Annotated in this window: 5 protein-coding genes and 1 tRNA gene; 3 read left to right on the plus strand and 3 right to left on the minus strand. The window is 61.4% G+C overall.

All coding sequences use genetic code 11. From position 1 onward, the window contains the following. The first annotated feature begins 70 nt into the window (after positions 1-70). Positions 71-1,102: an acyltransferase gene (locus IVB41_RS09870; protein WP_027567902.1), complete on the plus strand. Its 1,032-nt coding sequence runs from the start codon at positions 71-73 to the stop codon at positions 1,100-1,102. 176 nt (positions 1,103-1,278) lie between these two features. Beyond that, on the plus strand, positions 1,279-2,223 hold the full coding sequence (locus IVB41_RS09875; RefSeq protein ID WP_051462779.1) for a hypothetical protein: 945 nt from the start codon (positions 1,279-1,281) through the stop codon (positions 2,221-2,223). Between the two features lie 26 nt (positions 2,224-2,249). Here IVB41_RS09875 and IVB41_RS09880 read toward each other — a convergent pair whose 3' ends face one another. Then, on the minus strand, positions 2,250-8,681 hold the full coding sequence (locus IVB41_RS09880; RefSeq protein WP_247430424.1) for a type I polyketide synthase: 6,432 nt from the start codon (positions 8,679-8,681) through the stop codon (positions 2,250-2,252). A gap of 438 nt (positions 8,682-9,119) precedes the next feature. Between IVB41_RS09880 and IVB41_RS09885 the strand changes: the two genes are divergently transcribed. Beyond that, on the plus strand, positions 9,120-14,681 hold the full coding sequence (locus tag IVB41_RS09885; protein ID WP_247430427.1) for a MupA/Atu3671 family FMN-dependent luciferase-like monooxygenase: 5,562 nt from the start codon (positions 9,120-9,122) through the stop codon (positions 14,679-14,681). Positions 14,682-14,980: 299 nt separating this feature from the next. Here the strand turns inward: IVB41_RS09885 and IVB41_RS09890 are convergent. Together IVB41_RS09890 and IVB41_RS09895 are read right to left on the minus strand one after the other, a co-directional pair. After that, positions 14,981-15,056: transfer RNA gene (locus IVB41_RS09890), tRNA-Thr, on the minus strand. 12 nt (positions 15,057-15,068) lie between these two features. Continuing rightward, entirely contained in the window at positions 15,069-15,215 is a 147-nt protein-coding gene (locus IVB41_RS09895) for a hypothetical protein (protein WP_155809749.1), read from the minus strand. Positions 15,216-15,404 lie beyond the last annotated feature (189 nt).

Raw genomic sequence — 15,404 nt, forward strand, 5'->3', positions numbered from 1 at the left:
CGCCAAATCCAGTCTAGGATCAGTTGTTTGAGCAGGGAATACTCATTTGTCACGTACGAGCCAACATTTTGTGGCACTCGATTTCTATCGTTTCGTGGCCGCGGTTGCGGTCGTGGTCTATCATGTCGCACTTCACGACCATGAGCGCGGGGAACTCTTCCCCGTAGTGGAGAAGTTCAATCTCTTCGTGGACTTCTTCTTCGTGCTGTCCGGGTTTGTGATTGCTCACGGCTACGCCGGATCAGTCAATACGTGGCCCGGTCTCATTACCTTCATGAGGCGCAGATTTGCGCGGATCTACCCGCTGCATCTGGTCACACTGGGGCTTTTTTTCGCAGCCGTCGCGGTGATCGCGGCCACGCACAAGACGGCGCCGAACCCCGAGAAATACAGCTTGTCGCTCCTTCCGGCGCAGATATTTCTCGTGCAATCCTGGCCGCTGAACGCGCCGCTTCAGTTCAATTACCCCGCATGGTCAATTAGCGTCGAGTTTGCCATGTACCTGCTGTTTCCGCTCCTGATGTTGTGCGGCCGCAGATTTGGAATGCTGTCATTGGTTGCTATTGCTTTGGCTGGGTTCGTGACGCTGGAAGTGTTGTGGGCCAGGGGCTTCATGAATGCCCCTTACTGGGATGAGAACTACAGCCCAGTCCGGGGTCTGCCAACGTTTACGGCCGGCATCGTTATCGCGGGAGTTTACGGCAAGCTGAGGCATGGAGTTTTGCTTGGCGCGCTTTCGCTAGTAGCAGCGGGCGTCTTGATGGTGCTACATGCCAACGACTATTTCATCATCGCGGCGTTCTTCGCGTCGGTGTATTTGACGGCCTCCGGAGAGGCCGCAGTACCCGAGCACGTCCTCAATTGCAGATTTGTCCGCACGCTTGGAGACGCGTCGTATTCGATCTATATGCTCCATGCGTTCGTGTTGATGGCATTCTTCACCTTCGTCTGGCGGGGCCACGACGAGGCGCCTGGCGGTGTCTATGTCGTTGGTCTCTTGGCGGTGATCTGCGTGTTGTCAGTTGGAATGTTCAGGGGATTTGAACGGCCGATGCGTGATTGGATATCCGGCCGCCGCAAAGCAGGCGCCGTCCCTGTTTAGCCACGGCTCTCATTTTCCGCTTTCTGGGCGACTAATGTCGAGGACGAGCAGTGTGCGAGCTAACTGACCTAGCCGGCGTATCGTCATGGCCACGCAAGGATCACGTCCGCGCCTTCTACTCAGGCCACAGTCTGGTCGAGGGGGTTCCAGAGGTCGTCGCGCAGATTGCGGGCTCATTGGGCCACCAACTGGATTTTGAAACGCAGATCCTGGGTTATTCGCTGCTGCGCCAGCGGACAAGAGGCGACCTGCCTTCGGCGTCCGACTGGCCGGGTTATCGTTCCGGTCAAAACCGCGAAGGTACCGGCTTGGATGTCGCCGAGGAGTTGCGCCAACCCCGGCGCCTGGCACCCGGCGACACCTACGATGTCCTCATCGTCGCCGAGCGTCACGACCTGCCGGCCATCGCGCGCAAGGAACGCACCGCTTTCTATTTGACCCACATGGCGAAACACCTTTTGGCAGGCCATCCCGACGCCGAGGTGTTCCTTTATCATTCCTGGCTTCCCATAAATCCGGAGGCGCCGCGGCTCTGGATCGACTACGAGCGAGCGGTCGCGCCGATGTGGGAATGCATCGCCAGCCGTGCGAACCTCCACCTGCCGCCGCGCGGCGATGTGCCGCGCGTTCGCGTGCTGCCCGGCGGCAGCGCGCTCGCCGAGCTGGTTGCCGCGCTGTGGGAGGGCAACGTGCCAGGTGTTGGCGGCATTTCGCCGGCCGCGCGTGTTCAATTGCTGTTCTCCGACAATGTGCACATGAGCGATTTGGGGCGCTACTTCATTGCCCTGGTGAACTATGCGATCCTGTTCGGCGGCAGTCCTGATGGCGCGGTGATCCCGGCAACATTGTCGCCGGAGACAGGGCGGCACCTGCAAGCGTTGGCATGGCAATTTGCCGTCTCTTACGGCCAGCTGGCGAGTGCGGTCGCGGGCCGAGATATGGCAGCTTGCCGGGCCCTGATGCAAAAGGACGTCTGTCCGGCTTATGCAGCTTTTCGCCACGGCAAAGGTACGCCGGTTCTTGCCACGCTCAAGCGCCTGGTCAAAACTCATTCCTGCCGGCGCGACTACGCCAATGCGCTTGATTGTGAAAATCCGTTCGCTTCGCCCGATAAAAAATGAAGGGTTGGGCCCGGGCCGGCAGCGGATCAGAGCCCCGCGTGCCCACTCTCTACAGCCTGATAAGGTTTCCGCGAGTTCGCCTCGTCGAGTGCCGCGTTCAAGGGGCCCAGCAAGACCTTCGCGTTGGCTCCAAGCAACAGTGTGTCATGATTGCCGGGGATCATGACCATCTTCAATCCGCCTGTGATCACGCTCTCCCACCCGTAGTAGGGCCCTCCGCCGCCGTAGATATAAGGGACGCTCTCGGCCCGGAAGAGGATCGCCTTTCCGTGCCACGGCCGGGGCATGTAGCGCGCGGCGGCCTGGCCGAAATTGTCGGTGAGCTGGCGATCCCGCAGCGCGTGCGGCACGGGTTCGTTTGCGCGGACATGCCTCCTGATTTGCGATTGCTCGCGCGCCATATGGGCTCGCTCGCGTCGTTTGCCGACAATCTCTTTGATGTAGCCGAGGCCTTCCTCGCGCAAACGGAGGAGCATCCGGTCCAGAGAAACCGTGCGGATCGGCATCTGAGGGTGAAACGTGTCAAACAAAACGAGGAGTGGGACCTCTTCACCCAAGGCAGCCAGTTGTTGCGTCATCTCGAAAGCCACGACACCGCCACCCGAGTAGCCGGCCAGCAAATAGGGACCGTGCGGACGAAACGCGCGGATCTCCGCAATATAGGCTCGAGCCATCTCCTCGATCGAGGTATGCGGGCTGCTCTTGCCATCGACACCGCGGGCCTGCAGTGCGAAGAACGGCTGGTCATGGTGCAGTCCCCAGGAGAGGTCGCGAAAGTTGAGGACGTTACCCCCGGCGCCATGAACGCAAAACAATGGCGGCCGATCGCCGCCGCGCGCGATCTCAACCAATGATCGAGGCTTCGCCGGAAGCTTCGCGCTAGCCACATGATCAATAGCCCGCGACACGCCTTGAGACGATGGCAAGTCTTGGGCTTTCAATTGCGGGAGCTCCCCGACGAGATCTGTCGATAGATCGATCTCGGTGAGGCCCTTGGCTTCTCGCAACAGCGCCGCGGTGGCAGCAATGGTGGGCGCCTGGAAGAGCACGGAGAGCGGCAGTTCGACTCCATGCTCCTTGCGAATCCGATTGAAGAGGCGCATCGCGATCAGCGACTGCCCGCCCAGTTCGAAGAAGTCATCGTCGATCGAGACCTTCTGAATGCCGAGCATGTCCTGCCAGATGGCCGCGAGGTCGCGCTCGATTGCATCCCGGGGCGCTCTGAAGCCGGCATCGCCGCCAGGCCGCACGAGGCCCGGTGTTCCAATCGACCAATTGACCTCCTCCGCAGGTGTGCCGCGGCTGCCTTGGTTTAGACGGTCCAGCCAGAGGCTAAGGTCGAGAGTGGAAGCCACAATTTGCGGCGAGACATCGCAGGCCATAATACGGTCCAGCGCTTCGAGGCCTTCCGCAGTGGTCATGCCCTCGCGCAGAAAGCTTTCCTCGGCGGTCTCGCGACCATCCGGCCGCGGCAGTCTGGGAGAAGCCGGGTTGGCAGCAAACGCGTCGACCCGGCGCATCATGAACCGTTCGATCGAGACCAATTCGTCGCCGTCTTCGTCGAGCAGGGTGACATCGAATATTGCGCTTTTGTCGTCCGCGGCGCGCAAACGCACATGGCTGGAGAACGTTGCTGGCACCGGTCGCCGCACCAGCACATGGCCATAAGAGAATGGAACGTAGAAATCGTCTTGGCCTGCAAACCCCGGGATTAGCTGTTGGGCCGCACCCGTCGCCATGTCGAGCAGCGCCGGATGCAGCGCATAGGTCGCGAGATCGGAGGCGAGGGCAGCCGGCAACGCGAGATCGATGAGCGCTTCGCCCTCGCCGAGATTGATCGCCCGGAGATTGGCCCAACGCGGGCCAAAATCCATGAAGTTCTGGACCAGCCGGTTGTTGACCACCTCGCCACGTTCGCGGCAGCGTCCGCGAATGGCTGACACGGATTGCCCTGGAACTGCTGGCGAATCGACATAGGCGATACGCGCCGTGGCATAGAGCTGATCGTCGGACTCACCGTAGATCGCGAGACCATGGTCACTTTCGCGATTTAGTTTGATGTTGATCGCGCGCGCCTCGTCGTGACCGACGGCTAAAGGCTGGAGAAAGGTGAGATCGCGAATTTCGACCGCCCGATTTTCGGGCCGGTACGCAAGAGCTGCGCGAGCAAGTTCCAGGAAGCCCGTGCCAGGAATGACCGCTTGGCCATTCCTGACGACATGTTCGCCCAACGGCCAATGTGTTCTGGGATGCAGCACGGAACGAAACACTGTCTGCTTGATATCGTCATGCACGCAGTCGCCAAGAAGGGAGCTCGCGCCGGGGATTTCGCCAGCGGTCGTGCGCTGATGCTCACGGACCAAGGTCGCGAGCATGCCCACCTCTTTCCAGGCATTCCAATTGATGCTGACGGTGCGGGTCCGACTGCCCCGCGCCGTGCGGGCCTTGGCAACTGCGTCCAGAACGGCATTGGCGGCAGTATAGTCGACCTGTCCGGCCAGTCCGAGGATCGAGCTGACCGAAGAGAAATTGACCAGGATATCCAGTTCGCCGTCGCGGAACAGCGATTGCAGAACCAGGGTACCCTTGGCCTTGACCGAGAGCACCGCCGATTGAGTCTCGGGTGCGCGAAGTGCGATCAACTGATCTTTGAGCACGCCGGCACAATGGAAGACACCGTTGATGCGGCCGAAGCGTCGCGTTGCCTCGGCTACCACATCAGCCACGGCGTCGCGGTCGGTGACGTCGGCAGCAGCCAGCATCACTTCGGCACCAAGTGCCCGCAACGCCCGAACCTTCTCGATTTTCCGCGACGTGCTGTCGTCTGCGCCGTGGTCCTGGAGCCAGCGATCCCATGTCGATTCCTGGGGCATCGCCGACCTGCCAACGCACACGAGACGGGCCTTGGCGTGCAGTGCCAGATGCTGCATCAGTTCGAGACCGATGCCGCCCAGTCCGCCAGTGACGAGGTAAACCCCGCCGGGCTGCAGCCAGGAGCGCATCTGTGGCGCGGGATCCAGCGCCAGCGGATCGAAACGCTGCACCCATCGCCCGCCCTCGCGCAGGACCACAAGCGGATCGCGCTTGCTGCTGCAGAGCTCGCCGAGCAGGCGATCTGCCAGGAGCGCTTCCGCGGCGGATTTGGCTGTCGGCACGACCACGTCGAGGACCGAGCATGACGTGCCGGGCATCTCGCGCGGCAACACGCGGCAGACGCCCATCAAGGCGGACTTCTCGGGGTGTAGCTCGCTCTCGCCGGGAAGCGCCTCGATCGCGGTGCCGATCGCGGTCAGCCGAACCTGATCGACCTCGAATGTCAAGGCCTGCGCCAGAAACAGCAAACTGTAGAAATTCTGAACCGCACCGACGTCCCAGGCGGCAAGGTCGGCGTCATCGGACGAGCCGAAGAACCGCCTCGGCCTCGGAGCGAGCGCCCAGAGGTGGATGATATGTGCCGGCAGGGCGTCCTGCCTTCGCAGCCCCTCCATTAGCCTGGAATAATCCGCGGCGCGGGTCGGATCGATCGTGAAGTTCAGCGCACCGCGCTCTGCAAACTGGGGCGCAGCCGTGACCGTGGCAATCCGTGCGCCGGTCGCGCGTAGGCGTTTGACGATTGCGGCGGCCAGCGGTGAAGCGTCGGCGATAACCAGCCACGGCTTGCGAAGCTCTTCTTCAGAAAGCTGTCCAGAGGGCGCCGCGCGCACGAACGCGGGAGCCGAGAACCATCGACCTAGATCAGGCTGCCGTGTCAGCGAGGTGGTGGTCGTGGCCTGCACGCCCTTGTCGATCCAGTATCGTTGCCTTTCGAAGGGATAGGTTGGCAGCGGCACGCGGCGTTGTGAGTTCTGCGCGAAGAAGCTGGAGGGATCCAGCTCGATGCCAGCGACCCAAAGTCGGCCTACCGCCTCCTTTAGGAAGACGACGTCAGACGCCGCTTCGCTGGGATGACGCAGCGAGGTGGTCACCACGGCGGCTTTGCCGGGTTGCTGCCTGTAGAGGCTTGCGAGCGTACGGCCAGGTCCGACTTCCAGCAGCGCTCGGCGACCACTCTCCAGTACGGTCCGGGCGCCTTGGTCGAACCGCACGGTATTTCGAAGATGACGGACCCAGTAGGCCGGGTCCATCGCTTCGGGGTCGGTGATCCAGGTTCCGGTCAGGTTGGATACGAAGGGGATCGTTGGCTTCTGAAACCGAATGGGTCGGCAGAATCGCTCGAATTCCCGCAGGATGGGCTCAAGCATCGACGAATGCGCGGCGACATTGATGTGAATGCGAGTGTGGTCGATCTGCTCCGCAGCGAGCTCGGCTTCGAGCCGCTCGATTGCGTCGACAGGGCCTGATGCGACGCAAAGCGAAGGTCCGTTCACGGCGGCAAGCGAGAGCTCGCTTCCAAGTCGCGGCTGCATCTGCTCCTCGGATAACGCGACCGACAGCATGGCGCCGCGGGGGAGCGTTTCGAACAACTTGCCGCGCAACGCAACCAGCGACATCGCATCCGGCATCGAGAGAACGCCCGACACGCAGGCGGCGGCGTACTCGCCGGCGCTGTGCCCGATCAACGCGTCGGGGACTAGCCCCCACGATCGCAGCAGCATCGCCAAGGCGTACTCGACTGCGAACAGTGCAGGAAGCGCCAAGGAGGGGGCCTCGAGCTGCCTGTGCGCCTCGGTCACTGCATCGGGCGATGGGAACATCAATCTGCGCAGATCGACCGGGATTCGGGGCTGGACGACGGCGATGCAGGCGTCCAATGCCTCGCGGAAAACCGGCTCCTTCTCATAGAGCTCCGCGCTCATGCCGGCGTATTGCGCTCCACCGCCGGGGAAGAGGAATACTGTGGATGTACGCTCGCGCATGGCCGTGCCCGTGAGGATGCGCCGCGGATCGCGGGTTTCCAATTGGGCCGCTGCCGATGCTGCATCGCTCGCCACCAAGGAGCGGCGAACCTCAAAGGCCTCGCGACCGGCCATCAGTGTGAATGCAACCTCATCGAGCGGCTGTCTCGGATTCGTCCGTAGATGGTCGGCCAGATTCCGTGTCGCCACCTCTAGCGCAGCGCTGGTTCGTGACGACAGCAGAAGCAATTGCGGTTCTGTCTCCTGACGCGTCTGCAAAACCCGGCGCGGGGCTTCTTCCAGGATCAGGTGGGCGTTGGTGCCGCCGGCGCCGAGGCTCGTGACACCCGCGATCCGCGTCTTGCTAGAGGCCACCGGCCACGGCCGCAGGCTGGCGTTGACGAAGAATGGCGAGGCGGAAAAGTCGGCCTGCGGATTTGGCGTTTGATAGTGCAGCGTCGCCGGCAACTCGCGGTGCTCGAGCGCGCAAATGGTCTTGATCAGGCTGCACATGCCCGCGGCCTCGCCGGCGTGGCCGATGTTCGATTTTACCGAACCGATCGCGCACGACTGGTGTTGAACGTCGGGCCCGAAGGCCTCGACTAGCGCCGCGATTTCGATGGGGTCGCCGATCAGCGTGCCGGTGCCGTGCGCTTCGATATAGGACACCTCTTCGGGCGCGACGCCGGCCAGGTCCAGTGCCTCGGAAATGACCCGAGCCTGCCCACTGATACTAGGGGCGAGGTACCCCACCTTGTCGGAGCCATCGTTGTTGATGGCCGAGCCGCGGATCACTGCACGGATGCAGTCGCCGTCGCGCAGGGCGTCCGAGAGCCGTTTGAGAACAACACAACCGACGGCGGATGCCATCACCGTTCCGCCGGCCTGGGCATCGAATGGACGACAGTGCCCGTCGGGAGACAGGATTTCTCCCGGCCGGTACAGATAGCCTCGCTGCTCGGGGTAAATAGTTGAGGCGCCGGCCAGCGCCATGTCGCACTCGCCATTGAGCAGACTCTGGCAGGCGAGATGAACCGCAACGAGCGAAGACGAGCAGGCCGTCTGCACATTCATGCTCGGGCCGACGAGGTCAAGCTCGTAGGATACGCGCGTTGCGAGGAAGTTCGGATCGTTACCGGTATGACGCAGTAGCCAGGCGCCAATCGAGCGCAGGACTTCTTCATTGGTCGCGAGGTTGTAGGTGAAGTATTCGCTCGCGCCTGACGCTGCAAAGACGGCGACCGGGCCGTCGACCTTCGCGCCGACATAGCCTGCATCCTCGAAAGCCTCCGATGAGCATTCGAGAAACAGGCGGTGCTGCGGGTCGAACACGGCGGCGTCGCGGGGGGAGATGCCGAAAAATGCAGCATCGAATTGATCAATGCCGTCTAGGTAGCCACACGCCTTCACATAGGACGGGTCGCGCAACACTTCTGGGCGTTCGCCAACAGCAAGCAACTCTTGCTCGGTGAAGACGCGGACGGTTTCACGGCTCTCGCGGATATTCTCCCAGAACTTTGCCACGCTCGATGCGCCGGGGAAACGTCCGGCCATGCCGATGACTGCGATGGAAGGCGTTTCGCTGCCGCTTGTGGCGCCAATCGACGTCACTTGGTCATGCACTGGGCTCGCTCCGAGGAGGCCTAGATCAGCGGCCGAGCGCTGAATGATTTGAAGGTCGAAATACGAATGCTGTTTAATTGGGCGATGTGCCCCGCGACGCCGGCGAGCCGGATAAGAAATAGCTCGATCAGGGTTCCACTAATGTGCTGGGCTGCAATTGTTATGCATTTGTCGTTCTTCGTCCACGGGACGCGATCAGATACCTAGCTATTTTTGCAAACATTGGCAATAAGGTAAAGGCAATAAGGTAAACTCAAACTATTCTGCCTCGGCGTGAAAACCAGATGCAGATCAAGTTTTTTTTGATTGCTTCCGGCCGTGTTGACTGTAACAGATGTGTTGCGTCCGATTTAAAATCGATTTTTGAAATTAATATACTTCGCTGGGATTGGAGCCCGCTCATATTCGCGGATCCAGCGCTGACTTTTTGGGAGTGCTATGCTGCAGGACAGTTATCCGCTCTCGCCACTCCAGCAGGGTATGCTGTTTCACCATCTCGAGGCACGGACCCCGGGCGTGGATGTCGAACAGCTCGAGATATGGCTCAACGAGCCGATCGACACCAATGTCCTCGCCGATGCCTGGGCCATGGTGGCGAAACAACACCCGATCCTGCGTACTCGTTTCCGGTGGGAAGGCCTGGAAGTTCCGCTGCAGGAAGTCGTAAGCGAAATTGCGGTGCCTTTTGAGGCGCGCGACTTGTCGGGGATAGTGGCCGAGCAGCAGGAGGAGGCGCTGCGCATTTTCCTGGCCGAGGATAGATTGCGTGCCTTCGCCCTCGAAGTTGAGCCGCTCTGGCGTGTGACGGTGCTGCATCTCGCCTCCGATCGCCTTCGACTCGTCTTCACCTACTCGCACGCGATCTTGGACTCCTGCTACGCCTTCGTCGTGAAGGAGGTGTTCGACGTTTACGCAGCGCTGGTGCACGGCGCGCAGCCGTTGTTTGAGGAACGTCCGTCCTATCGCGAGCACATCGCCTGGCTCCAGCGGCACCTGGAAGCGAATGCAGTGGCCGCTGAAGGGTATTGGCGAAACCTCCTGGCCGGCTTTCGCACTCCGACCAATCTCGAAACGCTACGGATTGCCGCTTCCGACGCGCCCCCCGCCGCCGGTCATGCCACCCTGGAATTTGCGCTATCGCTGGCCGACACTGAGAAACTGCATGATCTCTCCGCGCGGGCCTCATTGCAGACGTCTGCTCTCGTCGAAGTCGCCTGGTCGCTCGTGCTTTCGGCGTTTTCGGCCCAAGATGATGTCGTCTATGGACTGACCAGGGCCGGCCGGCGGTCGTCGATCGAGGGCGCAAATCGTGTTATCGGGCTGTTCATCAATACCGTTCCGGTCAGGGTCAAACTACCCTCCGAGTTGCCGGTGCTGGAATTATGCCGCCAACTGCGCGAACAGCGTCTCGAGTTGCGCGGTTACGAACACACGCAGCTCGTCAATATTCTTCGCTTCAGCGAGGTGCCTCGCGGACAATCGCTTTTTGATTCGATCATCGTCTTCAATTCGCAAACCGACGATGCGCGCTTCAAGTCATTCGGTCAGGAATGGCAGCGGCGCGACTTCACACTGCACGACCAGACCAATTTTCCGTTCAACGTGATGGCCTATGACGGCCCTCGATTGACCTTCAAATTGTCATTCGACACGAGCTGTTTTGCGCCGGCCTCCGTCGAGCGCATCGCCGATCTGTTGCAGGCGATCCTTGTCGCGATTGCCGACCAGCCGGAGGCCAAGCTCGGCGATCTACCAAGCCTGCCATCGCAGGACGCCGATTCGATACTCCAGATCTGGAACGATACCGACAGACCGCTGCCGGGGCCGCACTGTGTGCATGAGGCCTTCGAAGCGCAGGTCGATCGCACACCTGACAAGGTGGCGCTGGTTGACGGGTCTCGCTCGCTCACTTACCGCGAACTCGATCGGCGTGCCAACCACGTCGCCCGGGCGCTGATCGCCGGCGGTGCGATGCCGGACCAGATGGTCGGCATCCATGTCGAGCGGTCAGCCGAAATGATGATCGGTTTGCTTGGCATTCTCAAGGCCGGTGCAGCCTATGTGCCGATGGATCCTTCTTACCCTGCTGAGCGGATCGCGCTCATGCTCGAGGACTCTCGAGCCGGCGTGGTGGTAACCACCACGGACCTGGCGGGCGCGCTGCCGCCTCAAACCCGCGCGCTGTGCATTGATGCGGGCGGAGAGGCCAGCGAAGCGGGTCGACCATACGTGGCGATGTCGGGCGAAAATCTCGCCTATGTCATCTTCACGTCGGGTTCCACCGGACGTCCGAAGGGGGTGATGCTCGAGCACCGCAACGTCACCAACTTCTTCGAAGCCATGGACCAGGCGTTGGGGACGGAGCCGGGCGTGTGGCTCGCGACGACCAGCATCTCGTTCGACATTTCGGTATTGGAGCTGTTCTGGACGCTGGCGCGCGGCTTTACGGTGGTCATCCAGCATGAAACCGAACGGCTCGCGCGCGCCGACGCGCGTACCAACAGGCCGATCGATTTCAGCCTGTTCTACTTCGCCGCTGATGCGGCCGAGGGGGCCGGCGGCAAATACCGGCTGCTGCTGGAGGGCGCTAAATATGCCGATGATCACGGTTTTTCTGCCGTGTGGACGCCCGAGCGGCACTTCCATCCCTTCGGCGGCCTGTATCCAAATGCGGCGCTGACCGGCGCAGCAGTCGCAGCCGTTACCCGGCGCATCGGGATCCGGGCCGGAAGCGTGGTGCTACCGCTGCACAACCCTATACGCGTCGCGGAGGAATGGTCGGTCGTCGACAACCTCTCCAACGGTCGCGTCGGACTGAGCTTCGCTTCCGGATGGCACGCCCGCGACTTCGTACTGCAGCCGGAGAACTACAAGAACCGCCGCGACCTGATGGCGAGTGGCATCGAGACCGTGAAGGCGCTTTGGCGCGGTGAGGCGATCAAGGCCATTGGCGGCGATGGCCAGCCAATAGAGATAAAGACGTTTCCAGCCCCGGTGCAGCGTGAGCCCAAATTGTGGGTGACCGCAAGCTCGCATCCGGACACTTTCGCGCTGGCCGGACGGCTAGGCGCCAACGTGCTAACAAACCTGCTGGTGATGAAGCCCGAGGAGCTCGTCGCGAATATCGCGGTCTATCGCAAGGCCTGGACCGACGCCGGCCACGACGGGACAGGGGCGGTCACCCTCATGCTGCACACCTTCGTGGGCCCCGACGCGGCAGAAGTCCGCAGCAAGGTGCGAGGACCGTTCCTGGAATACCTCAAGACTTCGACCGACCTCATCTCCAAGATGCGATGGGAGATGACCGCATTCGCCAAGGGCGATGAACGGCAAGCATCGGCCGCGCCGCAGATGAGCCTCACGAATCTGGACGCCGAGGAACTCGACGTCATTATGGAGCACGCGTTCGAGCGATACTTCACGACCGCGGGCCTGTTTGGATCACCGAGCTCGTGCCTGGCGGCGATCGATAAGCTGAAGCAGTCCGGTGTCGACGAGATCGCCTGCCTGATCGATTTCGGCGTTTCGGCCGACGATGTGTTGGCCAGTCTTCCCTATCTGGACGAATTGCGCCGCTTGGCCAATCCATCCCTTGCTCCGGTCTCCACCGAGCCCGATCAGGATGTCGCTTCGCAGATCCGCCGCCACAGTATTTCTCATCTCCAGGCCACCCCGTCGCTGTTGGGCATGCTGGTGTCCGACGATGCCTCGCTCGATGCGTTAGGCTCGCTGCGCATGCTGCTTCTGGGCGGCGAGCCCCTGCCGCAGACATTGGTTGAGCGATTGCGGCGACGCTATCAGGGTGAAATCCGCAATATGTACGGCCCCACGGAGACATGCATCTGGTCAACCACCAGTGCCGTAGGGGGCGCAGATGACGCGATCACGATCGGAAGCCCAATTGCGAATACCAAGGTTCACGTCGTCGATCGAGCTCTGCGACCGCTGCCAGTTGGCGTCCCCGGTGAAATCCTGATTGGAGGCGCCGGCTTGGCGCGGGGCTATCTGGAACAACCGGAGCTGACCGAAGAACGCTTCGTCCCTGATCCCTTTGGCGATTCCGGAGCTCGTCTCTACCGAACCGGCGATCTCGGAATGTGGCTGCCCGACGGAACGCTTGCACACCTCGGACGTCTCGACCATCAGGTCAAGATCCGGGGTCACCGGATCGAGCCGGGCGAGATCGAGGCTGCATTGAACCGCCATCCCTCGGTGCAGCAGAGTGCGGTCGTGGCCAGACCGGACGCGACAGGTGTGCAGCAGCTCGTCGCTTACATCGTCTCGCCCAATCGTGGCAGCGCTCCAACGATTGATCACTGGGGGGCAATTTGGGACGAGACCTATCAGCATGGCGGCGACTCCGAGACCGCCGGGTGGAGGAGCAGTTATACCGGCGATTCCATCCCTGAAGCACAGATGCGCGAGTGGATCGCGTGTACGACAGAGCGGATCCAGCAACTGCTGCCCCGCAGGGTGCTGGAAGTCGGCTGTGGAACCGGCATGATCCTCTTCCGCGTCGCGCCGAACTGCGAACTCTATCATGGCATCGACCTATCCGAGGCAGCCCTGGCGCGAGTGAAGGCCGAGGCCACGCGGCGAGGTCTTGCCGGCGTAGTCTTGGAGCAACGCGCCGCCGACGCGCTGGCTGCCGTCGAGGGCGGTCCCTTCGACACGATCGTCATCAATTCAGTCGCCCAATATTTCCCGAGCGTGGCGTATCTCATGGACGTGCTGGCGGCCGCCCTCGAGAAGCTGGCTCCAGGCGGCGCAATCTTTGTCGGCGATGTGCGTCATCGCGCGCTGCTGGAGGTAATGCTCTGCGAGATCGAATTGCAGAAGGCCGCGTCCGACGTTCCGGCAGGCGAACTTCAGGCCCGGCTGCGGAAGCGGCTCGAAGAGGAGCCGGAACTGGTGCTGGATCCGCATCTGTTCTTATCTCTTCCACTGCGGCTTGCTGATATCGAGGAAGTACAGGTCGAACTCAAACTCGGCCGCGAGCCGAGCGAGATGACTCGCTTCCGCTATGACGTGGTGATCAGCAAGCGCGGCGGATCCCCGCGGCGGTCGATAGTCGCGGACATCGAGAAAGCTCCCGAGCCTTGCACGCTGGAGAGCTTGAGGACAATGGTACGGTCCCGGACGACCTCACTGCGTATCACCGGCATCCCCAACGCGCGGGTCGCGGCGCCCCTGGCGGCGCTGCGCGCTGTGCAGTTGCGCTCTCCCACCATTCGCCTGGGTGAGATCGCCGTGGGTCCAACATCGGGAGTCGATCCCGAGGACGTGCGCATGCTCGATAAAAGCTATGAGGTGGCCATCGAATGGTCCGCCGCGGGGCCGGGATGTTTCGATGCCGTTTTTAGGCCCTCGCAAGGGATGGAGGCAGTCGGGGCGATGGCGGGCATTGCGGTAACGGACAAAGCTCCTGCCGACGTTGACGTGTCCGCGTACGCAAATCGGCCGGCGCTCCGGGGCGCTTCTGGAGGCAATCGCTTGCCCGACCTTCGACAGCATTTGCGCAGCGCATTGCCGGAGTACATGATTCCCACGGCGTTCGTGCCGCTGGAAGCGCTGCCGCTGACCCCCAACGGCAAGCTGGACCGCCAGGCGTTACCTGCACCCGATGGTGCACGTCGCGAGACCACGACGCGATTTAATCCGCCAGCGACCGAGGTAGAGCGCAAGCTTGCAGCCATCTTCCAGGAGCTGTTGGGCGTGAACGAGATCGGGATTGACGATAATTTCTTCGAGTTGGGCGCCAATTCGCTCATGATGGTCCGCGTGGTGGAGAAGATCCGCGCGGAACTGGGACTGCAGATGTCCGTCGTCCGTGTGTTCCAGTATCCAACGCTAAGCAGCTTGGCCGGCGCAATCGCGAATTCCGGCACCACTCGCGGCAACACTGCAGCGCCTCCGGAACATAACCGTGGGCAGCTTCGCAGGGACATGATGCAGCGCAGACGCGAGATACGGAGCGGCTCCAAGACCAATAGAAATTAGGAGACCGCTAAGGCGCATCATCCGAAGCAGCGGAGACGAAAGCTGACCAGAATCCAACCGAGCTGTGGAACGGCTCGGTGCATAATCGGCAAAGCCACTTCGTTCGCTTAAGCATTTGCGAAGGTAGCGGACGAGAGCTCGCAGCATTGCGGCGACGTCCCGTAGATTCTTAGTATTGCTGTCCGATGTTTTGGTGAAGGCGCAAAACGCTAACGTCGCTCATCTTCCCTGGATTCATGGGAGCAAGAATGCCGAGAAACGACGAACGCAATCAACGCGTGCGAGCGTTGGGGAAATGGTGGTGCCGATTGAGAGGAATCGAACCTCCGACCTCCGCCATACAGGGACGGCGCTCTACCACTGAGCTAAACCGGCTTTAGAATATCTTCACTGCAACTGCTCGCGTCCAGGCTCAGTCCGAGCGAGTGCACTTTTGAGACGTCGCTGCATATTGGCAATCATCGCCAAGCGTTCTTCAATCGCCTCAATAGAGTTCAACTGGCAATCATTTGGCGTCTGAGCTGAAGCGCTCATTGATATTCTCCCAGCAATAAAAAAATAGATCGCAATCGAAGGGCTGTGCCGGCCCCTATCTCTACTGTGCAAGAACGAACCGGCGGAAGCAATATAGCCGTTGGATTATCCTAACTCGGCAAGGTTAACAGCGCTATCCCTCTCGCATCTCAAGGCAGCGCGTTCCGTCGAGCTTTGAAGAGGACTACC

Origin of the sequence: Bradyrhizobium sp. 44 (genome assembly GCF_023073095.1) — a bacterium.
Classification (GTDB): Bacteria; Pseudomonadota; Alphaproteobacteria; order Rhizobiales; family Xanthobacteraceae; genus Bradyrhizobium.